Source organism: Xanthomonas bromi (genome assembly GCF_900092025.1).
In the GTDB taxonomy this organism is placed as follows: domain Bacteria; phylum Pseudomonadota; class Gammaproteobacteria; order Xanthomonadales; family Xanthomonadaceae; genus Xanthomonas; species Xanthomonas bromi.
The window spans coordinates 1-21,140 of record NZ_FLTX01000031.1 but is presented as its reverse complement, the minus strand read 5'-3'; the positions used below and the strand labels follow the sequence as shown (position 1 = coordinate 21,140).

At 64.3% G+C, this 21,140-nt stretch carries 20 protein-coding genes and 3 pseudogenes; 16 read left to right on the top strand and 7 right to left on the bottom strand.

The genetic code is table 11. The features are described from left to right. Nucleotides 1-216: 216 nt before the first annotated feature. The gene (locus XBLMG947_RS10055; RefSeq protein WP_065468252.1) at nt 217-708 is read right to left on the bottom strand and encodes a GNAT family N-acetyltransferase; all 492 of its coding nucleotides are present in this window, start codon (nt 706-708) and stop codon (nt 217-219) included. Then, complete coding sequence (gene rpe / locus XBLMG947_RS10050) at nt 705-1,376, bottom strand: ribulose-phosphate 3-epimerase (RefSeq protein ID WP_065468264.1); 672 nt, start codon at nt 1,374-1,376, stop codon at nt 705-707. Before rpe ends, XBLMG947_RS10055 begins: the two co-directional genes overlap by 4 nt. 122 nt (nt 1,377-1,498) lie before the next feature. On the opposite strand from rpe, the gene XBLMG947_RS10045 reads away from it, so the two are divergent. Continuing rightward, a complete protein-coding gene (locus XBLMG947_RS10045; protein WP_065468266.1) occupies nt 1,499-2,338 on the top strand; it encodes an outer membrane protein in 840 nt (279 codons plus the stop codon). A gap of 126 nt (nt 2,339-2,464) precedes the next feature. Here XBLMG947_RS10045 and XBLMG947_RS10040 read toward each other — a convergent pair whose 3' ends face one another. Continuing rightward, nucleotides 2,465-2,794: a J domain-containing protein gene (locus XBLMG947_RS10040; RefSeq protein WP_005912611.1), complete on the bottom strand. Its 330-nt coding sequence runs from the start codon at nt 2,792-2,794 to the stop codon at nt 2,465-2,467. A gap of 207 nt (nt 2,795-3,001) precedes the next feature. Between XBLMG947_RS10040 and XBLMG947_RS10035 the strand changes: the two genes are divergently transcribed. From XBLMG947_RS10035 to XBLMG947_RS23615, 4 genes and pseudogenes are all read left to right on the top strand, one after another. Then, nucleotides 3,002-3,928: a phosphoribosylaminoimidazolesuccinocarboxamide synthase gene (locus XBLMG947_RS10035; protein WP_065468250.1), complete on the top strand. Its 927-nt coding sequence runs from the start codon at nt 3,002-3,004 to the stop codon at nt 3,926-3,928. A 181-nt stretch (nt 3,929-4,109) separates the two neighbouring features. Beyond that, nucleotides 4,110-4,802, top strand: a complete 693-nt coding sequence (locus XBLMG947_RS21480) for a hypothetical protein (protein ID WP_245228151.1) — start codon at nt 4,110-4,112, stop codon at nt 4,800-4,802. Between the two features lie 275 nt (nt 4,803-5,077). Then, the gene (locus tag XBLMG947_RS23620) at nt 5,078-5,875 is read left to right on the top strand and encodes a hypothetical protein (RefSeq protein ID WP_245228149.1); all 798 of its coding nucleotides are present in this window, start codon (nt 5,078-5,080) and stop codon (nt 5,873-5,875) included. 282 nt (nt 5,876-6,157) lie between these two features. Further along, nucleotides 6,158-6,706, top strand: a pseudogene (locus tag XBLMG947_RS23615) (peptidoglycan-binding protein); the annotation flags it as partial. Nucleotides 6,707-7,022: 316 nt separating this feature from the next. Here XBLMG947_RS23615 and XBLMG947_RS23610 read toward each other — a convergent pair. Then, nucleotides 7,023-7,280 carry a hypothetical protein gene (locus XBLMG947_RS23610; protein WP_245228152.1) on the bottom strand — a complete coding sequence of 86 codons (258 nt, stop codon included), beginning with the start codon at nt 7,278-7,280 and terminating at the stop codon, nt 7,023-7,025. Here XBLMG947_RS23610 and XBLMG947_RS10015 point away from each other — a divergent pair. Together XBLMG947_RS10015 and XBLMG947_RS10010 are read left to right on the top strand one after the other, a co-directional pair. Further along, a pseudogene (locus tag XBLMG947_RS10015) lies at nt 7,213-8,736 on the top strand (M4 family metallopeptidase). The gene XBLMG947_RS23610 and the pseudogene XBLMG947_RS10015 overlap by 68 nt on opposite strands. Nucleotides 8,737-8,835: 99 nt before the next feature. Further along, complete coding sequence (locus XBLMG947_RS10010; RefSeq protein WP_065468246.1) at nt 8,836-9,321, top strand: Mpo1 family 2-hydroxy fatty acid dioxygenase; 486 nt, start codon at nt 8,836-8,838, stop codon at nt 9,319-9,321. A 135-nt stretch (nt 9,322-9,456) separates the two neighbouring features. On the opposite strand, the gene XBLMG947_RS10005 is transcribed toward XBLMG947_RS10010, so the two are convergent. Continuing rightward, on the bottom strand, nt 9,457-10,359 hold the full coding sequence (locus XBLMG947_RS10005; RefSeq protein WP_065468260.1) for an NAD-dependent epimerase/dehydratase family protein: 903 nt from the start codon (nt 10,357-10,359) through the stop codon (nt 9,457-9,459). Between the two features lie 167 nt (nt 10,360-10,526). Between XBLMG947_RS10005 and XBLMG947_RS10000 the strand changes: the two genes are divergently transcribed. From XBLMG947_RS10000 to XBLMG947_RS09975, 6 genes are read left to right on the top strand one after another with little or no spacing between them, the layout of a single operon-like run. Continuing rightward, the gene (locus XBLMG947_RS10000; protein ID WP_065468244.1) at nt 10,527-13,355 is read left to right on the top strand and encodes a monovalent cation/H+ antiporter subunit A; all 2,829 of its coding nucleotides are present in this window, start codon (nt 10,527-10,529) and stop codon (nt 13,353-13,355) included. Further along, the gene (locus XBLMG947_RS09995; protein WP_065468242.1) at nt 13,355-13,729 is read left to right on the top strand and encodes a Na+/H+ antiporter subunit C; all 375 of its coding nucleotides are present in this window, start codon (nt 13,355-13,357) and stop codon (nt 13,727-13,729) included. The genes XBLMG947_RS10000 and XBLMG947_RS09995 overlap by 1 nt, the downstream gene beginning before the upstream one ends. Beyond that, entirely contained in the window at nt 13,726-15,270 is a 1,545-nt protein-coding gene (locus tag XBLMG947_RS09990; protein WP_065468240.1) for a monovalent cation/H+ antiporter subunit D, read from the top strand. The genes XBLMG947_RS09995 and XBLMG947_RS09990 overlap by 4 nt, the downstream gene beginning before the upstream one ends. Continuing rightward, entirely contained in the window at nt 15,267-15,773 is a 507-nt protein-coding gene (locus XBLMG947_RS09985) for a Na+/H+ antiporter subunit E (protein WP_065468238.1), read from the top strand. The genes XBLMG947_RS09990 and XBLMG947_RS09985 overlap by 4 nt, the downstream gene beginning before the upstream one ends. Further along, nucleotides 15,770-16,054 (top strand): K+/H+ antiporter subunit F, encoded by a 285-nt coding sequence (locus XBLMG947_RS09980; protein WP_065468236.1) that lies wholly within the window; start codon nt 15,770-15,772, stop codon nt 16,052-16,054. The genes XBLMG947_RS09985 and XBLMG947_RS09980 overlap by 4 nt, the downstream gene beginning before the upstream one ends. Continuing rightward, a complete protein-coding gene (locus XBLMG947_RS09975; protein ID WP_065468234.1) occupies nt 16,051-16,470 on the top strand; it encodes a Na+/H+ antiporter subunit G in 420 nt (139 codons plus the stop codon). Before XBLMG947_RS09980 ends, XBLMG947_RS09975 begins: the two co-directional genes overlap by 4 nt. A 431-nt stretch (nt 16,471-16,901) precedes the next feature. Here the strand turns inward: XBLMG947_RS09975 and XBLMG947_RS09970 are convergent, their stop codons facing one another. Further along, complete coding sequence (locus tag XBLMG947_RS09970; RefSeq protein WP_065468232.1) at nt 16,902-17,525, bottom strand: lectin; 624 nt, start codon at nt 17,523-17,525, stop codon at nt 16,902-16,904. 165 nt (nt 17,526-17,690) lie between these two features. Between XBLMG947_RS09970 and XBLMG947_RS09965 the strand changes: the two genes are divergently transcribed. The 3 genes and pseudogenes from XBLMG947_RS09965 to XBLMG947_RS09960 all read left to right on the top strand — a co-directional run bounded on the left by XBLMG947_RS09965 (nt 17,691) and on the right by XBLMG947_RS09960 (nt 19,434). Continuing rightward, entirely contained in the window at nt 17,691-18,245 is a 555-nt protein-coding gene (locus XBLMG947_RS09965; RefSeq protein ID WP_065468230.1) for a hypothetical protein, read from the top strand. Nucleotides 18,246-18,410: 165 nt separating this feature from the next. Further along, nucleotides 18,411-18,812: pseudogene (locus XBLMG947_RS21475) on the top strand (integrase core domain-containing protein); the annotation flags it as partial. A 241-nt stretch (nt 18,813-19,053) separates the two neighbouring features. Beyond that, a complete protein-coding gene (locus XBLMG947_RS09960; protein WP_065468228.1) occupies nt 19,054-19,434 on the top strand; it encodes a hypothetical protein in 381 nt (126 codons plus the stop codon). 310 nt (nt 19,435-19,744) lie between these two features. Here the strand turns inward: XBLMG947_RS09960 and hmgA are convergent, their stop codons facing one another. Continuing rightward, on the bottom strand, nt 19,745-21,058 hold the full coding sequence (hmgA, locus tag XBLMG947_RS09955; protein WP_065468226.1) for a homogentisate 1,2-dioxygenase: 1,314 nt from the start codon (nt 21,056-21,058) through the stop codon (nt 19,745-19,747). Nucleotides 21,059-21,140 lie beyond the last annotated feature (82 nt).

Sequence of the window (21,140 nt, the reverse complement as noted above, 5' to 3'; positions counted from 1 at the left end):
GATGATGGCCGAACGCTAGCAGCGGGGCGATGCGCGAATCGTGAATACGTCCTAGCCCCGCGCTGTCATTGCCATGTCATCGATGACACGGAGAGTAGAAGGCCATAGCAGGGACGACGGGCGGAGGCAGGATCAGCCTCCAATTTTCTTGAAGGCCGCTCCCCTGGGAGCGGCCTTCTCTTTAGGTGTGGCGGCGGATGTCGCCGGGCGCCCGGCTCAGGTACCCGCTGCGAACGCGGCCAGCCGTTCGCCGTCGAGCCGGTACACGGTCCAGCCCTCCATCGGGCGGGCGCCCACCGCTTGATAGAAGTCGATAGCGGGCTGGTTCCAGTCCAGCACCGACCACTCGAACCGCCCGCAGCCACGCTGCACGGCCAGCTGCGCCAGGTGCCGCAACAGCGCAAGGCCGGCGCCCTTGCCACGCGCCTGCGGGCGCACGAACAGGTCTTCCAGATACAGGCCGTTGCGGCCCAGCCAGGTGGAGTAATTGAAGAAATACACCGCAAATCCCAGCGTCTGAGCGTCCTGTTCGCAGATCAGCGCATGCGCCGTGGCGCCCTGACCGAACAGACTGGTGCGCAGATCCTCCAGGCTTGCCTTCACCGCATCCGGTTCGCGCTCGTACACCGCCAAGGCGGTGATGAGTTCATGCAGCAGCGGCACATCGTCGGGCGTGGCGCTGCGGATCTGCGGCGCGGGCGGGCTCATCGCACCGCATCCACCGCCGCGCGCATCTGCGCAATCACCTGCGCGTAGTCGGGTGCGTTGAAAATGGCCGAGCCGGCCACGAAGGTATCGGCGCCGGCGGCGGCGATCGCACCGATGTTGTCGGCCTTCACTCCGCCATCGATCTCCAACCGGATCGGCTTGCCCAGCACATCGATCTTCTGACGGATCGCACGCAATTTCTCCAGCGCAGACGGAATGAAGGCCTGCCCGCCGAAGCCTGGGTTGACCGACATCACCAGCACCAGATCCAGTTCGGGCAGCACCCAATCCAGGATATCCACCGGCGTGGCCGGATTGAGCACCAGCCCGGCCTGGCAGCCGTGCGACTTGATCAGCTGGATGGTGCGGTGCACGTGGCGGCTGGCCTCGGGATGGAAGCTGATGGTGGTGGCGCCGGCGTCGGCGAAATCCGGCACCAGGCGGTCCACCGGCTCGACCATCAGGTGCACGTCGATCGGCGCGGTGATGCCGTGCTTGCGCAGCGCCTGACACACCATCGGGCCGATGGTGAGATTGGGCACGTAGTGGTTGTCCATCACGTCAAAGTGCACCCAGTCGGCACCAGCCTTCAGGACGTTGTTCACTTCCTCGCCCAGGCGGGCGAAATCGGCAGACAGGATGGACGGGGCGATCGCCGTCGGTTGCATGGTCAGCTCGTCAAAGAACGGGACGCGCATTGTCGCAGGCGCGCAAAGCCAGTGCATCCGCAGCGGTCACGCCTGCGTATGCACTTGACCTGCGCACCGCGCCCATTCGCCAAGGACACCGCATGAAGACCACCCCGCTCGCCTCCGCTGCGCTCGTTTTGATGGCACTCGCCCCGTCCGCCTGGGCACAAACCGGCCCGGCCGATTGGTCGGGTTTCTCGATCGGTGCCAATGTCGGCAGCGCCGACGTCAGTGGCGTTTCCGGCGGCCGCTTCGGCTTCGATACCAACCTGGACGGCCGCGATGGCGACCAGGTCAGCACCCAGACCGGCGCCGACGCCTTCTCGCCCGGGTTCTGCGGCGGCGCGGCGGCCGGACGCACGCCGGCCAGCGGCTGCAGCAAGGACAAGGGCGGCGCCGAATACGGTGCGCGGCTGGGCTACGACTGGCAGGCCGGCAACTGGGTCTACGGCGTGGTGGCCGAATACACCCGCAACGACCTGCGCGACAGCGTCAGCGCCTTCAGCACTACCCCGGCGTTCTATACCTTCACCCGCCAGCTCAACCGCACCGCCGCACTGCGCGGCCGTATTGGCTATGCCTTCGGCGCGCAAGGCGACTATCTGGCCTATTTCACCGCCGGCGTGGCACGCGGCGAGTTCGACCACAGCTTCTCCAGCAGCAACACCGCCAACAGCTTTACCAGCAGCGGTGGCGACAGCGCCGACGGCTACCAGGCCGGCCTGGGCCTGCAGCGTCGCTTGAGCGATAACGTCTCGGTCGGTGTGGAGTACCTGTTCACCCGTCTGCAGGACGACGACACCCGCGTGCGTGTCGGCCCGGGCACCGCGCCGGCGACCAATCCGTTCCTGCGCGTCAATCCGGCGGGCACCGATCTGCGCCGTAGCGATACCGACTTTTCGTCGAATGCGGTGCGCCTGACGGCGACCTATCGCTTCTGAGTGATCGCGTCCGAGTGACGGCGCCCGACCCGCAGTGGGGCGGGCGTTTTGACGGGTGACGCCCATGCCGATCCTGGTGCGCCGATAGTCGCGCCTGGCACCGATGCCCGAGCGCGAGGGGCTGGATCACCGTTTGCGCAGGCGCTGGATCCGGTCGTAGGCCGCATTGATCTGGCTGGCCTTCTTTTCGGCCTGACGGCGTGCTTCCGGGTCGGCGTTGGCCACCTTGTCCGGGTGATAGCGCGACATCAGGCGGCGATAGGCCAGATCGATCTCGGCAGTGGTGGCGTCCGGCTCCAGTCCCAGTGCTTCGTAGGGGTTTTCGGCGCGGCGCTTGAACCAGCCGGCGTCGACCGCATGCCCGATCGCCAGGCCGATCATCAGCCCGACCACTGGCGCGCCGCGGAACAGCAGGGCGCCGGCCAGTGCGCCGAGCAATTTTCCGTACCAGGACATGGGCAATCGGGGGCGGGAAGGCGGGCTGGCGATCTTACCCGAACGCCCGCCCGGCCTGGCTGACACGACATGCACGCCGGCCTGCGGGCCAGCCCCAATAAATGCAGCGGCGCGCGTCGATGCGCCGTACACTACGCGGCCCGCTGCCGACCCGCGGGCCCGCCGGGTCCCGGGGACAGCGTCATTGCGACGTCCTTAGGAGTGCCTGTGTCGACCACGCTGTTGCAATCCGATCTGCCCGGCCTGCCGTTGCGTCACCGTGGCAAGGTCCGCGATGTCTTCGACATTCCCCGCGACCGCCTGCCCGCCGACGCCCCCCCGGGCGACTACCTGTTGATGGTGGCCACCGACCGCCTGTCCGCGTTCGACGTCGTGCTGCCCGACCCGATTCCCGGCAAGGGCGAGATGCTGTGCCAGGTCTCCAACTTCTGGTTCCACAAGACCGAACACCTGATGCCCAACCATCTGGTGAACATCACCGTGGAACAGGTGCTGCCCGAGGGCGTAGACCCGGCGTTGTACGCCAAGCGCGCCGTGGTCACCCGCAAGCTCAAGCCGGTACCGGTGGAAGCCATCGCACGCGGCTATCTGATCGGCAGCGGCTGGAAGGACTACCGGCGCACCGGCAAGGTCAGCGGTATCGACCTGCCCGACGGCCTGCGTCAGGCCGAGAAACTGCCCGAGCCGATCTTTACCCCCTCGACCAAGGCCGCGGTCGGCGACCACGACGAAAACATCGACTTCGACGCGATGGTCAAGACCGTCGGCGCCGAGCTGGCCGAGCGCGTCCGCGATGCCACCTTGCGCATCTACCGTTTCGCCGCCGATTTCGCCGCCGAACGCGGCATTTTGCTGGCCGACACCAAGTTCGAATTCGGCACCGATGCCGATGGCCGCCTGTACATCATGGACGAGATGCTGACCCCGGACTCGTCGCGTTACTGGCCGGCCGACCAATACGAACTGGGCACCAGCCCGCCAAGCTACGACAAGCAGTTCGTACGCGATTATCTGGAGACGCTGGACTGGGGAAAGACCGCACCGGGCCCGCGCCTGCCGGCCGATGTCATCGACCGTACGCGCGCCAAATACGCCGAGGCGCTGCAGCGGCTGGCGGATATTTCGGTTGATTGATGGGGTGGCACCCCGCTGTCGAGGGCATTGAATCGCACTGACGCCGCCAGGACTTGAGCGCCGACATACTCGGCGCGCCTGGACCCAATCCAAAAGGCCACCGGAGCCTGTTGGCAGCCGTGCATGAATTTTACACGGCCCTCCGCGTGCACTGGCATATACCCCCATCAGGCACGCTGCGATGGCGCGCCTTTTTTCCAATGAGGTCGCACTGGCTCTGTCACGTCTACTTTTCGGCGACTCATGCGCACTCTGCGGTGCCATGCTTTCCGGTTCATTGCTCGCACTGAGCGCCTGCAGTGCCGGCGCGCCTGCCGCAGTGCCAGCCACGCCTACCGCGTCAGCTGCAACCTCAGCACCTGCAAGCCCTGCGATAAACGGCACACTTGCCGCGCTGATAGAAGCCAGCAGCGTCAAGTGCACGGATGCAAGGACGGCGAAAGGCTGCACCGCATGCAATGTCGATAGCGGTGATTTTTACGACGTAGAGCTTTCGCCCGATTGTGGCGACGAGGGCTTCTTCGCTGGCGTTGCACAAGCCAAGGGTGTGGATGCATTGAATACGGTGCCCACCACAGGCAGCAGCGCAACGGCAAATGCCAGCCTGGCACAAGGCCAGCTCGTCTGCGTCCAGGCGATCGGCCGCGCAGGACAGAACCCGCTTTATTATTACGTGTTAGCAATTTCCGCAGACAGCGTTGCAAAGTGCAAGAACACCGCATTGTGCAAAACATACGGCGACAGGCCGATCGAGCAGGTGAAGCCTGGAAGTAGCGAGAACTGCCACGCAGCAGCACCAGGACAGTACATCGGCAATGGCGCGCAAGGATGGGTGAGCGCGGATGCACTCGATGTGTTTTCGAACGGATCGTGAGCCATCCAATCCGCATCAGGTCCGACCAACCAACCAGCAAAGGAACAGCTCATGTTGGATCCAAAAATTACCCGTGTGGTCAGTGGCGTGAGCACGACGCGTACGCTGGAAATGGATGAAGGCAGCGTCATCACGCGCTCCGGTGGCACCGTCTCGTGGCGTAACAACAACCCCGGCAACCTCACATTCGAATTTGCCGGAGTGCCGATGAGACCGTCAATAACCCTCGTACCCGCGAGCAGGCGCTCGAAGCGGCACAGAATCGCTATCAAGGCGTGGTCGGGCTGGATCAAAGGGGTAACGCCGTCTTTGAAAGCTACGAAGCCGGTCGCGCTGCCAAGATTCAGCTCCCGGAGCGTCGCTTCGCTGAAAAGACAGTCGAAGAGATGCTGCCAAGTTATTCAACCGCTGATTACAGTGGCCACACCCATCACAAGGAACAGGCAGCTGCGATCTTTGCCGAGGGCGATCGACACGGCGTGGATCTGCGCGAGAAGACCGTTGGACAGATGAGCGTGCGCGAACGCGAGGTACTCGCGGATGGAATTCGGCGTTTCGAGGGCTGGCGCGCGGGCGACCAGCAACCTTCGCATACGCCATCAGCCGGACAGACCCAGACGCCGTCATCCACGATGCCCGCTGCAACCACACCTACAGCAAATCAACAAGTGGCAGCAGCCACTACCGGCGCTGCCGTCTACAACGAGGCGTATCAGCATTTCCTGGGCGAAGGTCGGCGGTACGAGTACGGTCGCCACGATCATCCACGCCCGGGCCGCGACAGCAGTCGGCTGGAACGTGACGCCGACGGCGACGGACCGCTGGGAGTAGATTGCTCCGCCTTTGTCTGGCGTGGGCTCAAAAACGCCGGATACGATGTCCCCGGCGAAAACGCTGCCGGCTTCACAACCGGCAAATTGTTCAACGTTGCCAACACCACCGCATATGCACGCGAACATTTCGATGTCACTTCGGCTGCAGAAGCACGCAAGCCGAATGGAAGCCTGCACGAGGGCGACATCCTGATGTTTTCGTCACCAAAGGGCCAGCGTGTCGGCATCTTCAAGGGTTAGGACGCCAAAGGGAATATCCAGTTCATCGGCTCTCAAGGCAGCACGGGACCTGCAGAGGTCACGATCACTCCCGGTGGCTATTGGGACGGCGGCGGGACGCGTATTGTCGGCGCACTGACTCCCAAACCCGAGTTCCAGGTGCATGCTCCACTGCATGGCACGTCCGAACCGACTGCAGCACGCGCTCAGACACCCGCCGGCGTGTCGCCAGTGCATCCATCCTCCAATGAGACCGCCTGCCATCACCTGATGAAGCACGGAACTCGCGGAGGCGAAGTGCAGTCGCCGCAGCAAGACCTCAACCGTCTTGGCGTCCGCGATGCGCAAGGCAACCGGCTGGCCGAGGATGGCCGCTTTAGCGACAACACGCGCGAGGCGATGATCGCGTTTCAGAAACAGCATGGGTTGCAGCCCGATGGCGTGGTGGGCCGCAATACGCAGGCCGCGTTGTCCGCACCACCGGCGCAGACCCGGGCGCAGGCAAGCGAAGCGCACGTTGCTGCGCCCAAGGGGCTTTCGCTCAATGATGCATCGCACCCCGATCACGCGCTGCATAACGCGATCCGGGCCAAGCTGCCGAGCATGATCTCCAACGAAACCGCCGCGCACGTCACGCTGCAGGCCAAGCAGAATGGTATCGACAGCCCCGACAAGTTGCAGAACGTGACGGTGCAGGATGGTAAGGCGTTCGTCATGGGCACCACGCCTGGCTTCCGTGCGGCAGTGGACCTGAATCAGCCGGCCCCGACACTTGAGCAGACCAGCGCGCAGTTGCTGGCGGGTCAGTCGGTCCAGCAAGAGCAGCAGAGGGTTGCAATGGGCGGTCGCTGATCTTCCAGCGATAGATCGAACAGACGCCGGCGAGCACCTTGGCTGGCGTTTTTGTTTGCGCGTGCGCCGCGACGGTCACGGCACCACCACTGCGTAACTTGGTCGCCATCTGAACTCCAACGCGCGTCGTGATCGGATACCGCAGCGCCTCGACGGGTTTGCGCAACGACGCGGCGCAACCGCCTCTAAAACCACTGCATTGCGCGCACGCTTGGCCGCAGCGGCCAGCAACACGATGCATCCGCCGCGCCTCTGCGCTGCGCTCCACAGCGTAAAGTGGCGCGGCGCACAGAACGCAACATAACCGTAATTTTGACTATTGCACGTCCATGGACTGTGCAAGGTTGGCTACCGGCACCTGCTGCCATCCGCGATCGGCCACGATGCTTGTCACCGCCGATCTTTGCATTGCACGTTCCTGGGAGAAAGTCGTCATGCAATTCCACGTCTTGGGCGCGGCGATCTGCTGCGCGCTATCGTTTTCTGCTGCCGCTACCGCTGCGGATTTGTCCGCAAATTCCGCTGTTTCTCGCGCGCAATCGTTGTTGGGGAACAACGCATCGGCATTGGCCAATCGTGCGTCGGCCGATGCCTTCATCGCACGCGACAGCATCCTCGATGCCGATGGCACCGAACATGTGCGCTTCGATCGCACCTATCGGGACTTGCCGGTGATCGGCGGCGATGTGGTCGTGCATTCGCGTCGTGGGGTGATGCGTGAATTGAGCCAGACGATGGACACCACGGTGCGTCCGAGCCTGACGCCAGGCATCGATCAGGCAACGGCATTGCGTGTGGCCGGGTCGCACTTCGATGTGGCGCAGGATGCCGCGCCGAGGGCGAGCCTGGCGCTGTATGCGCGCCAGGGAGCGCCACGCCTGGTGTACGAGGTGATCTATAGCGGCGTCAAACCCGATCAGACACCGACCGAAATGCATTACATCGTCGATGCGGTGAACCAGCGCATCCTCGAATCCTGGGACACGGTCCATACCGCCTGCGCGGGCGGCACCAGTGCGGCCGGCACCGGGCGCTCGCTGTATGCGGGCAGCGTGGCAGTGGCAACCACGCGCTGCAGCAGCGGTTACGAGATGACCGATCTGAGCCGCGGCAGCGGCGCCACCTACAACATGCGCAACAGCACCTCCGGCAACGGCACGCTGGTCACCGATGCCGACAACGCCTGAGGCAGCGGCGCCAAGAGCGATACGGTGACCGCGGCGGTGGATGCGCATTACGGCGTGGCATTGACGTGGGACTACTACCGCACCACGCATGCGCGTAGCGGCATCGCCAACGATGGCGCCGGTGCGCGCAGCCGCGTGCATTACGGGAGCCGTTACAACAATGCCTTCTGGCAGGACAGCTGTTTCTGCATGACCTTTGGCGATGGCGATGGCAGCGCGTTCACACCGTTGGTGTCGGTGGATGTGGCCGGCCACGAGATGACCCATGGCGTGACCAGCCGGACCGCACGTCTGGCGTATTCCGGTGAATCGGGTGGTTTGAACGAAGCCACGTCCGACATCATGGGCACCATGGTGGAGTACTCCGCCGCCAACAGTGCGGAGCCGGGCAATTATCTGATTGGCGAGAAGATCATCCCCAACAACAGCACCGGCACGCTGGCGTTGCGTTACATGTTCAAGCCAAGCCTGGATGGCGATTCGCCGGATTGCTACAGCAGCAACCTGGGCTCGCTCAATGTGCACGACAGCTCGGGCGTGGCGAATCATTTCTACTACCTGCTGGCCGAGGGCGCGGTGGTGCCGAGCGGTTTCGGCACGGGCACCAGCTACAACCTGACCCCGGCCGGGCTGGTCTGCAGCGGCTCGACGGCGCTGACGGCGATCGGCCGTGCTGCAGCCAGCCGCATCTGGTATCGCGCGCTGACGGTGTACATGACTTCGTCCACCAACTACGCCGCCGCCCGGCGAGCCACGTTGAGCGCAGCCACCGATCTATATGGCAGCACCTCAACGCAGTACCGCGCGGTCGCGGCGGCGTGGAGCGCGGTTTCGGTCAACTGACCTGGCGCGTCCCTCGTCACGCGACCGGCGCATGGCGAGGGACACACCTGCCACAGGGCGATCCGCGCGCGTATGCTTGGGTCATTCCTGGGAGGGAACATGACCGAACGCACCACCACCGCGCGACCGATCGAGCGCTATTTCGCCAGCTATGCCGACGATCATCAAAATACGACCAATCAGCAGATCCATGTGCTGGCGGTGCCTGCAATCCTGTGGTCGGTGGTGGCGCTGCTGTGGTGCATCCCGGTCGGCGGCACCTGGTTCAGTAGCGGCGTGTGGGCCGCGCTGTCGATGTTTGCGGCATGGTCGTACTACAACCGGCTCTCGCGCCCATTGGGGCTGGGCATGCTGGGGATCTTCTTCTTCTTCGGTTGCCTGTGCCGGTTGATCGAAGGCCGCATCGGGCTCAGCGGCCTGTTCACCACCGCGCTGACGGTGTTCGTGCTTGCGTGGATCGCCCAGTTCGTCGGCCACAAGATCGAGGGCCGCAAGCCGAGTTTTCTGACCGACCTGACCTATCTGCTGATCGGGCCGATCTGGGTGCTGGCCAAGGCGTATCGCCAGCTGGGCTGGCGTTACTGAAGCCGCTACAACGCCACAGCGCTGCCGGTGCCCGAATGGGCGTGTATCACCTGTACGGCCTGGTTCCTGCGCGCCCGACGACTGCTCGCGATGGTGGATTGGCGCTCGTCACAGCCGGCGACAGACCAGCCAGGATCACTCGCCGATTCCAAGCTCTTCGGGGAGTGGGCGAAATGCGCGCGGTGCGTAGCCGAAATCGCGGCGTGCCGGTTCCAGATCGAATACCAGGTCCTCGCGCATGCGCTGCAGCGCGGCGGCATTCAAGCCGCGCAGGCGGCCCAGGCGTTGCGCTGCGGTAAGCGCCAGACCGAACAGGCTCGACGGCACCTGATACAGCCGCGCAGGCCGTGGCAGCGCCTCCAGCACGCGCTCCACCATGTGCGTATACGCCAGCACTTCGCCGCCACCTACCGCATAACTGCGTTGCTGGGTGGCCGGCTGGGCGAGGACCGCCAACGCGGCGCTGGCCAGATCGTCCACATGCACCGGCTGGCGCAGGCCGGTGGCGTTGGCCGGCAACACGAACGCACCGGTGCGCTGCGCCAACCCGGCAATCTGGGTCAGCGTCTTGTCGCGTCCGGCACCATAGACCAGCGTCGGACGTAGCACGGTGGCACTGGCGCCACGCGCGAGGGCAGCGGAAAACAACGCCTGTTCGGCATTGGCCAGACGCTGGGCCACATCGCGCTCGGCCACATCGATGGAATGTTCCTTGACCTCTACGCTGGTGGAACCGAACGCCACGATCCGTGGCGCGACCACCGGATTTTCGGCATACCAACGGGCGAAATGGTCCAGCGGGCCGCAGCTGAAGATGACCTCGAAGGCGTCGCCAGCGGCCGCCGGTACGGTCAGATCAGCGTGCCGCCAGACCAGCCCGGAGCGCGCCGCACGCGGCTGCCGCGACCATGCCGTCACCTGCCAGCCGCGGCTCAGCAGCCGGATGAGCAAGCGTTCGCCAATCTGCCCACTGCCGCCGAAGACCAGGGCGCGGGATGCGGACGCAGCAGTGGACGGAGCAGGATGGGCGGCAGTCACGCGGCAACGCTCGATGCAGGAATGCCTGCAGCATACCGAGTGCAGCGCGGCGATGTGCAGCCGCTGCCGCGTCGCTTCCGGGCTGTACGCGACAGCGGCGTTGACGCGGACGTCAGTCAACGGTTTGTTAAGCTCCCTGGCCTGCTCGCGAATCTTGTGTTCCCTGCATGCCTTTCTCGTTGGAAATTCTGCTGGCGCTGCCATTCGTCATGGCCGCTGCCGCTGCGCTGCGCTGGCGCGCATCCCGTTCGATCACTGCGTGGTTGGCTGGGGCCGCGCCGTTGGCCGGCCTGCTGGTGCTGGCGCTGTTGACGCCAGCAGTGCTGCGTGGCGAGGTGATCCGCAGCGAACATGCGTGGCTGCCGCAGATCGGCTTGATGTTTTCGCTGCGGCTCGACGGGCTGGCGTGGATGTTTGCGCTGCTGGTGTTGGGCATCGGCGCGCTGGTGGTGCTGTATGCGCATTACTACCTGAGCGCACGCGATAGCGCGTCGCGCTTTTTTGCCTATCTCTTGCTGTTTATGGGCGCGATGCTCGGCATGGTGCTGTCGGGCAATCTGCTGTTGCTGATGGTGTTCTGGGAACTCACCAGTATCAGCTCGTTCCTGTTGATCGGATTCTGGTCGCACCGCAAGGACGCGCGCGAAGGCGCACGCATGGCTTTTGTGTTGACGGCCGGCGGTGGCCTGGCGTTGCTCGGCGGCGTGTTGATGATCGGCCGCATCGTCGGCAGCTTCCAGCTCGATGCCGTGTTGGCCGCCGGCGATGTGATCCGCGCCAGCCCGCTGTATCCGTCTGCGTTAGGGTTGGTGCTGCTGGGCATGTTCACCAAGAGCGCGCAGTTTCCGTTCCACTTCTGGTTGCCGCATGCGATGGCAGCGCCGACGCCGGTGTCTGCGTATCTGCATTCGGCCACGATGGTGAAAGCCGGCGTCTTTTTGCTGGCGCGTTTGCATCCGGCGCTGGCCGGTACCGATCTGTTTTTCTACACGGTCACCAGCATCGGTGCGATTACGGTGTTGCTGGGCGCCTGGCACGCCATCTTTCAGCACGACCTCAAAGGTGTGCTGGCGTATTCGACCATTTCGCACCTGGGCCTGATCACGATGCTGTTCGGCCTGTCGACGCCGATGGCGGTGGTGGCCGGTGTGTTTCACCTCATCAACCACGCGATCTTCAAAGCCTCGTTGTTCATGGCTGCCGGCATCATCGACCACGAGACCGGCACGCGCGACATGCGCAAGCTGGGCAATCTGCGCCGGTTGATGCCGGTGACCAGCGCGCTGGCCATCACCGCGTCGCTGGCGATGGCCGGTATTCCGTTGCTCAACGGCTTCCTGTCGAAGGAAATGTTCTTTGCCGTTGCCCTGGACACCGAGGCACCGCAGCTGATGCGCATCCTGGCCAGCACGGCTGCGCTGATGGCCGGCCTGCTGGGTGTGGCGTACAGCCTGCGCTTTGTGCACGACACGTTCTTCGGTACTGGCCCGCGCGAGCTGGACACCACCCCGCACGAGCCGCCGCGCTGGATGCGGATTCCGGTGGATGTGCTGGTGCTCACCTGCGTGGCGGTGGGCATCGTGCCCGCGTGGACGGTGGCGCCGATACTGCGCGCCGGTGCCACCGCGATCCTCGGCGATCGGCTGCCCGACTACAGCCTGGCGCTGTGGCATGGCTTCAACCTGCCGCTGTCGATGAGCGTTGCCGGCATCGTCGGCGGCGCGTTGTTGTATATGGCGCTGCGACGCACGCTGAACTTGTACGCTATCCAGAACCGTTCGCCGGGCAAGGCGCTGTTCCAATGGAATTTGCGTGCCTTGTTCGCTGCCACCGCACGCATGACCGATGCGGTCACCAACGGCAACCTGCAGCGCATGTTGATGCTGCTGGTGCTGAGCGCAGTGGTGGTGGCGCTGGTGCCGTTCCTGCAAGGCGGCACGTTGCCGGAATGGCCTGCGCCGACGCCGATGCCCGCGCTGGGTTGGATGGTGTGGCTGCTGATGATGGCATGCGCCCTGGGCAGCCTGTTCCTGTACCGGCAGCGCCTGCTGGCGGTGCTGGTGCTGGGCGGCACCGGGCTGGCAGTCAGCCTGACCTTCGTCTTTTTGTCGGCGCCGGATCTGGCCCTCACCCAGTTGCTGGTAGAAATGGTCACGCTGGTGCTGATGCTGCTGGCGATGAATTATCTGCCCGAGCGCTCGTTGCCCGAACGTGCGTGCGTGCGCAAGATCCGCGACGCGGCAATTGCCGTTGTCGGCGGCGCGGGGCTGGCCGCGTTGGCGTATACCCTGCTGACCCAGCCCAGCCACTCCATCGCCGGCGAACTGCTGCAGCGCGCCTTGCCGGAAGCGTACGGACGCAATGTGGTCAATGTGATCCTGGTGGATTTCCGCGGCTTCGATACCTTCGGCGAGATCACCGTGTTTGCGATTGCCGGGCTGGTGGTGCACGCCTTGCTGCGCCGCTCGCGCATGGCGCCGGAGCGCACCATGCCAGGGCCGCCGATCAAGTTGCCGGTGCCGGCCGACCTGGCGCAGATCATGTTCCCGCTGACGCTGACGGTGTCGCTGTTCCTGTTCCTGCGCGGGCACAACGCGCCTGGCGGTGGATTCATTGCCGGGCTGGTGCTGGCGGTGCCGTTGCTGATGCAGTACGTGATTCAGGGCGCGGCCTCGGTGGAGTCGCGCTTTGGTTTCGACTACATCCGCCTGATCGGTATCGGCTTGTTGTGCGCGCTGGTCAGCGGTGCCGGCGCATTGGCCTTCGGGCTGCCGTTCCTGAGCAGCGGACATCTGGAGATTCCGCTGCCGCTGTTGGGCGAGCTGGAAATCGCCAGTGCGCTGGGGTTCGATACCGGCGTGTATCTGGTGGTGTTCGGTGCGGCGATGTTGATGCTGTCGATGATGGGCACGATCAAGCCTTCTCGCACGCGCAGTTCGCAGCGCGGCGAGATCGATCCCACCCAACGTTCGACACGCACCGCGGAGCAGCATTGATGGAATTGGCAGTGGCAAGCGCGATCGGCGTCCTCACCGCGTTGGCAATCTATCTGCTGCTGCGCGCGCGCAGCTTCGATGTGATCCTGGGCATGACCTTCCTGTCGTATGCGACCAACCTGCTGATCTTTGCCGGTGGGCGTTTGCGCACCGGCCAGCCGCCGGTGTTGCGCGAGGGCGTGCCTGCCGAGTTGATGCATCACACCGACCCGCTACCGCAGGCCTTGGTGCTGACCGCCATCGTGATTGCATTCGCGATGACCGCCGTGAGCCTGGTGCTGGCGATCCGCAGCCGTAGCGACAACGGCAGCGACCATGTGGATGCGCACGAAGATGCCGCCACCGGCGTGGATACGCGGCAGGCACGGCGATGAACCATCTGCTGATCCTGCCGGTCCTGATCCCGATGCTGGGCGCGTCGGCGTCGTTGTTCGTCGAGCATCGTCGCTATGGGCCGCGCGTGCAGCGCAGCGTGGCGTGGGTCAGCATGGTCTTGTTGGCAGTGGCGGTCATCGCGTTGTTCGCGCGCGCTGCCGAGGGCGAGATCCTGGTGTATCTGCTCGGCGACTGGCCGGCGCGCATCGGTATCGTATTGATGGGCGACCGCTTGGCGGCGTGGATGCTGTTGACGACCTTGATCCTGAGCTCGGCGTGCCTGTTGCATGCCTGCGCCGGCTGGGATCGGCGCGCACCGCATTTTCATGCGTTGTTCCAGTTCCAGTTGATGGGTTTGAACGGCGCATTCCTGACCGGCGACATCTTCAATCTGTTCGTGTTCTTCGAGGTGATGCTGATTGCCTCCTACGGCCTGCTGCTCAGCGGCGGGCGTGGATTGCCGATGCGTGTGGGCCTGCATTACGTGGTGTTCAACGTGTGCGCGTCGACGTTGTTCCTGATTGCGCTGGGGTTGCTGTTCGGTGTGTTCGGCACGCTCGACATGGCCGAGCTTTCGCAGCGCATCGCCGATCTGCCGGCGCAGGATGTGCCGCTGGCCGAGGCCACACTGGGCTTGCTGCTGCTGGTGTTCTGCAGCAAGGCCGCGTTGCTGCCGTTGTATCTGTGGCTGCCGGAAACCTATTCGCGGGCACCGGCGGCGGTAGCGGCGTTGTTCGCCATCATGACCAAGGTGGGGCTGTACGCAGTGCTGCGGGTGTCGTCGTTGTGGTTCGGCGCCGGTGCCGGCGCGATGCACGGCTTCGGTCGCCATGCGCTGGTGTGGCTGGGCATCGCGACGCTGCTGATGGCCGCGTTCGGGGTGATGGCTGCATCGCGACTACGGGTGATGGTGTCGTACCTGGTGGTGTTTTCGGCAGCGACCCTGTTCATCGCGTTTTCGCTGGACGATGCCGGCGCACTGGGTGCGGGGCTGTACTACCTGCCGCACAGCAGCTTTGTGGCGGCGGCATTGTTCATGGTCTCGGATTTGATCCGGCGCCGTCGCGGCAGTGCCAGCGATCGCAAGGAAGTGGTGGCACCGCTGCCGGGGCGGGCGATTCCAGGCGCAATGTTCATGATCGCGGCGGTGGCGGTGGCCGGGTTGCCGCCGCTGTCCGGGTTCCTGGCCAAGGCGGCATTACTGCAGCACGTGCCCACAGGCCTGATCGGGCCGGTGTGGGGGGCGGTGCTGGGCAGCAGCCTGCTGGTGGTGATCGGCCTCACCCGCGCCGGCGTGCGACTGTTCTGGCGCGTGCCGGCCGCGGCCGAAGACGCACCGGAACTGCAGCCGCAGCGGCGCGGCCGCATGCGCCCGGTGGAGACGGCCGCCACGATGGTGTTGCTGAGCGGGTTAGTCGCGATGACCGTGGCCGCCGGCCCCTTGATGCATTACACCGATGCCGCCGCTGCGCAGCTGCGCGACCCCGGCGCGTACGTGGATCAGGTGCGCGCCACCACGCCGCAGCGGAGGCAACCATGACCACGCGCGTGCCATTGCGTCGCCGCCTGTTTCCGTCGCCGCCGTTGAGCGTGACGGTCTTCGTGTTCTGGCTGCTGCTCAGCGATAGCTTCGGCCCGCAACAATGGGCGCTGGGCATGCTGCTCGGCGTGGTCGTGCCGATCTTTGCGGCGCGGCTGGACCGCGAATTCGCCCAGATCGGTTCGCTGCGCTCGGTGCCGCGTATGCTGCTGGTGGCCGTGGGCGACATCGTGCGCTCCAACCTCAAGGTCGCCGCGCAGGTGCTCGGGCCGGATTCCCGCATCCATCCCGGTTTTATCTGGGTGCCGCTGGACATCGCCAATATTCACGGCATTGCCGCGCTGACCAGCATGATCACACTGACCCCGGGCACGGTCTCGGCGGCACTGTCGGACGACCGGAAATATCTGCTGGTGCACGTGCTGCATCTGGACGATCCGGAGGCGCTGATTGCCGAGATCAAGACCCGCTACGAAAAGCCCCTGATGGAGATCTTTCCATGACCGGCCACATATTTATCGAATCGACAATCGTCATCTGCATGCACGCGGTGGGCCTGGCCATCCTGATGGCGTTGTGGCGCCTGCTGCGCGGGCCGACCGTGCCAGACCGCATCCTGGCGCTGGATACGCTCTCCGTCACCGCCATCGCCGAATTGATGCTGCTGGGCATGTATCTGGATTCGCCGATCTACTTCGAAGCGGCCCTGGTGATTGCGATGCTCGGCTTCGGCAGTACCGTGGTGCTGAGTAAATTCGTGTTGCGGCGGGACATCGTCGAATGATCGCCTTGACCGAATATCTGCTCAGCGCGCTGTTGCTGGTGGGCACCTTTTTCATCCTGATCGGCGCCTTCGGCCTGGTCAAACTGTCGGATTTTTTCAAGCGCCTGCATGCACCGACCAAGGCCAGTACCTTGGGCGTGGGCTGCGTGCTGCTCGCATCGGTGGGCTATCACCTGTTTCTGGGCGTGGATCCGCAACCGCGAGAATTGCTGATCACCGTCTTCCTGTTCATCACCGCACCCATCAGCGCGCACTTGATGGCCAAGGCAGCGCTGTCGCTGATGATGGAAAACCGCCCGGAAGTGCCGAATCATGGCGATGTGCAGCAGGAAGGCTTGCCACCGGCCACAGGCGATGTGGGCGAGGACGAACAGACCGAGAAGCAGCATCCGGGGCCGGCGCCTGAGGAGCGTTGAGGAGCTGTTTAGTCCTCAATTGATTGCGCTCAGGTGCAGACCTTTGTCAGGACCTTGTTGCTCAGCGGCTTCGCAGACTGACGCGTAGTCGATGCACGGCGCATCGATGGACGTGCACGCACTTCATCGATCGCCAACTGCAAAGACACACAGCCGCTTTGTGGCGCGATTTGAAGGTAATGCGTAGCGCTGTGTGATGGTTGCGCGCAGCGATTATGCGACCGACCTGCATCGCTGACCGGTCCCGACGCGCAAGCCGATCAAGATCGAATCCATGCCGGTCAGTGTTGGTGCAATCCAGCGATCGCGCCAATGCACGGCGGCCTGGAGGGCGAGCATGCCCGCCTAGGATCACACAAACTTACTAAGCCACCTCTCAGCGCTGCGCGCAAAATTCTCCGCAAGACTGCATCACAATTGCGCGCAGTATTTCAGCCGCAGCCTTCGACGTAGTCCACCTGCGGCGGCTGGCCGACGCGCCAGCGGGTGACTTTGCCGTCTGCATCGGTCTCGAACACCAACGCGGTCTTCGTGGCTGCGTCGGAGAGACGCAGGGTCAGCGCATTCGGCACGTACTTATGCGGCTGCTCGGTCAGGCCGTCGGGATACAGCGCACGCAGCTGCGTCGAGGTCATGCCGACCCTGCCACCACCCGGCGCGGTCTCTTTCGGTTCACTGGTCTGGAAGCGCACCAGATGCCCGCCTTCGAACATGAAACCGAAGCGACGCGCATCGCTGGCCCATTGCGGGCGTAGCAGATAGCAGCCGCCGTCGGTCGCGGCCTCGCCACGCAGTTCGCCACCCCAGGCAGCGCGCGCCTGGGTGGCATCCATCCCGAAGCGCAGATCGCCATAGCCATCCATGCGCGCCAGCGCAGCGGGGTCCGACGGGGTGTGCGAAGGAAACGTACCGGCCGGCGCCGTGGCCGGTGGGACAGTCGCCGCCGGTTGGTCGTCAGCGGCCGCAGCCGACACGTGATCGGCGCTGGCGGGTGTGGCCGGAGCCGGCGATTGGTCGGCGCGGTTGCAGCCGGTCAGTGCGAGCAATGCGCCCATCAGGCAAAACAGTCTGGATGTCATGTGTGCGTTCCCTCTACGTGCGCCACAGCGTACACAGCCGGCATCGCGGCCATGTAGAGAGCGTGGCGACACACCGTCGCGGCAATGTCATCGGCGCTTCATTGGCGGCCGTCACGCTGTCGGCTTCGCAGGACCGCCGCCATGACCCCACGCAAGACCGAGCTCGCCTTGACCGCGCTGCAATCGCACCGCAGCCCGCTGACGCTGCTGCAACGGCGCGCCCTGATCCTGGCCGACGGGCAGCGCGATCTGGCGACGCTTGCGATGCTACTGGGCGGCGACGGCACTGCATTGGTGCACAGCCTGTGCGCGCTGGGGTATCTGGATCTCGGCACCGCTGCAGCCGGCGCGGCAGGCCAACCGCACAGCGCAACCGCAACCGCCCCGCCGCCGGCGGTGTACGAGACACCCGCGCCACTGCCGGACGCCAAGCCGACCGAAGAAGAGCTGCAGCGCCTGCGCCGCCGCGCGGCCACCAACGCACGCCTGTATCTGCTCGATATCCTGCAGCTGCAGCGCAACGCAGTTGCCGTTGCGCTGCATCGACAACTGCAGGTCGCGCGCGACGAAGATCAGATCCGCGCGGCCATTGCAGAAGCCTTGCACGGCTTGCCGCAGATCACCTCGGCAAGCTATGCCGAACGGGTGCGTACCCGGATCGGCGAGTTGCTGCCGGAGACAGTGCAAGCCGCGTGATTGGCGACCTTGGGCAGCGCGCGCGGACGGGAGAGTGCCGAGTCGCTCGACCCGCCTCGCCGATTGCACCGAAGCGCAGCTTCACGCAACACCCGCAGCCAGGAGACCGGCAGCAAAGCCGCTCCGCCTGGGAGACCGCGCAGGCGCATCGCCAGACCGCGTTATGTGCGCGATGACGTCAACCGCGCGGGGCTGGCAGTGCAGGTAGATCTGTCCCTGCCTGCTGCCCGCGTGATCCGCAGTCTGGAGCAGGTGATCCAATGACGCGGCAAACCGCGTGCCATCCGCTGTGACAATGGCCCGGAGTACATCAGTGGCGCGTTGCAGGTATGGGCCGAGCGGCAAGGCATCGCGCTACCGTGCATCCCGCTGGGCAATCCACAGCAGAACGCGTACATCGAACGCTCCAACCGGCGCGTACGCAACGCTTGACTTGCCGGCAACCTTTTCGATGACATCGAGCAGGTACAGGACATGGCCACCCATTGGCGATGGACGTACAACAACGCCCGCCCGAACATGGCGCTCGGCGGCATCACGCCGAGGCAGACGCTTGCAGTGGCCGCTTGGTTCCACTTCTGGCAACCGCTAAAAACGGGGGATGACCCACACACCCGCAAGGCAGCGTCTTGTTGGTCTGTTTTTCGATACTGCGTGGTGTTGGTTCGTTAGGCTTTTTACAACTTCGCTTGCGAGCAGGAAGATTGGATCTCAGCTCATTTATGGTTGATTGAAGCAGACTAGTTCTGCCATCCGTCGGTACTCGGTCGCTTTCACCGCTGTTCGTAAAAATTTCGGAAAATTCCATATGAATCCAAATATGCTGTTAAGAAAAGCACGGGCCATCGTGCCGACTGCATTGTTTGTACTGGCAGTGACGTTTGGTTCCTCGGCCAGCGCCGAGCCCCTGATGTCAATCAGAATCACAAGCCATGTGCTGCCGGCAATGGCGGTATTGGTGCAAGGGAATGGCTTGATCCAGTGCGTGCAATTGCTTTATGAACGGCCTGTGCTTGGGCCGAATCTGAGGCTCAACACGTCGGGTAATTACCAGCTCTACGCGATGTCCACCTCGAACTGTCAGCCTGGTACTGGGATGGCTGGGCTCCGTACTTCGATCGGCTTCGCGGGATCCGAGTCGGGGATCTTTGAAATGGATCTCCGCAATTCAGGATTTTCTCACCGTTGATCGCCGTGGGCGTCAGCACCGGCATTCCAGCCGACGCTGACGCCTGGCCGCGCTGCCCCTGCTCTGCGCGGCCAGAACCAGATTTGGCGACGTAGCAACCAGTCCTTCAGTTGGTTTTTCAGGGATGACTGAGCAGCAATACGTTCTGCTCGCCTTTAAGGCTGCGCGATGCGTGCACGCCGTTCCCCACGACGGATGGTTCATAGGGCCGCGCTTGAGCTGGTAAGCCTGCATCTATGTCACTGGGAGCAACAACAACGCCAGCTGGCAGACGAGGCGGATGCCGTAGCCACCACGTCTGCCGTGTGAACTACGTCTCGTCTTTTACTAGTGGACGCTGGAATACCGCGCGCAGTCCGGACCAGCACTGCTGGTAATCGGCTTGCCGATGCGCAGCGCTCAGTGCTTGTTGCGTCGGACGCAGGACTGCGCGGGTTTCGAACATAAAGGCCATGGTGTCGGCGATCACGTCCGGGCGCGTGAGATCTGCCTGCGAAGCCTTGTCGAAGGTGGCCGCATCCGGGCCGTGTCCGCTCATGCAGTTGTGCAATGAGGCGCCACCGGGCGCGAAGCCTTCGGCCTTGGCATCGTAAACGCCGTGCACCAGCCCCATGAACTCGCTGGCCACATTGCGGTGGAACCATGGCGGGCGGAAGGTGTGCTGCGCCACCAGCCAGCGCGGCGGGAAGATCGCAAAATCCATGTTGGCCGTGCCGTGCGTGTCGCTGGGCGAGGTCAGCACGGTGAAGATGCTGGGATCGGGATGATCGAAACTGATCGAGCCGATGGCGTTGAAGCGACGCAGATCGTAGCGATACGGCGCGTTATTGCCATGCCAGGCGACCACGTCCAACGGCGAGTGGCCGATATCGGCACGCCACAGATGGCCTTGGAATTTTGCCACCAGTTCGAACGCGCCTTCGCGCTGCTCGAAGGCGGCGCAAGGCGTTTCGAAATCGCGCGGATTGGCAAGACCGTTCGAACCGATCGGTCCCAGATCGGGCAGGCGCAACAGGCCCCCGAAGTTCTCGCAGACGTAGCCGCGCGCGGTGCCGTCCAGCAACTCGACGCGGAAACGCACGCCACGCGGAATCACGCCGATCTGCTGCGGCTCCAGCGCCAGCACGCCCAGTTCGGTATGCACGCGCAGCCGGCCCTGCTGCGGCACCAGCAACAGTTCGCCATCTGCGTCGTAGAAAAACCGATCGTGCATGGAGGCGTTGGCCGCATATAGATGCACGGCCACGCCGCTCATCGCCTCGGGGCCGCCATTGCCGGCCATGGTGTGCAGGCCATCGACGAAATCCGTGGAGGTGGACGGAAGCGGCAATGGACTCCAGCGCAGTTGATCCGGCGGCACCGGTCCGCTGCCGAAATCGTTGTGAAACTGCGACTGCTCGATCAGCGAGAAGCCGCCATGCACGGCCGCCGGGCGAATGCGGTACAGCCAACTGCGCCGGTTTTCGCCACGCGGCGCGGTAAACGCGGTGCCCGACAACTGCTCGGCATATAGGCCGTGCGCCACACGCTGCGGCGAGTTCTGCCCGACCGGCAGGCTGCCTGGCACCGCTTCGGTTGCGAACTCGTTGCCGAAACCGGTCATGGAGGAAAATTGGTCATGCATGGACGTGGGCTCTTAAAGTTTTGTCCCGCCGTAGCGAGCGCAGGACGACCGGTGCTAAGCCCCTCTCCCCTCGGGAGAGGGG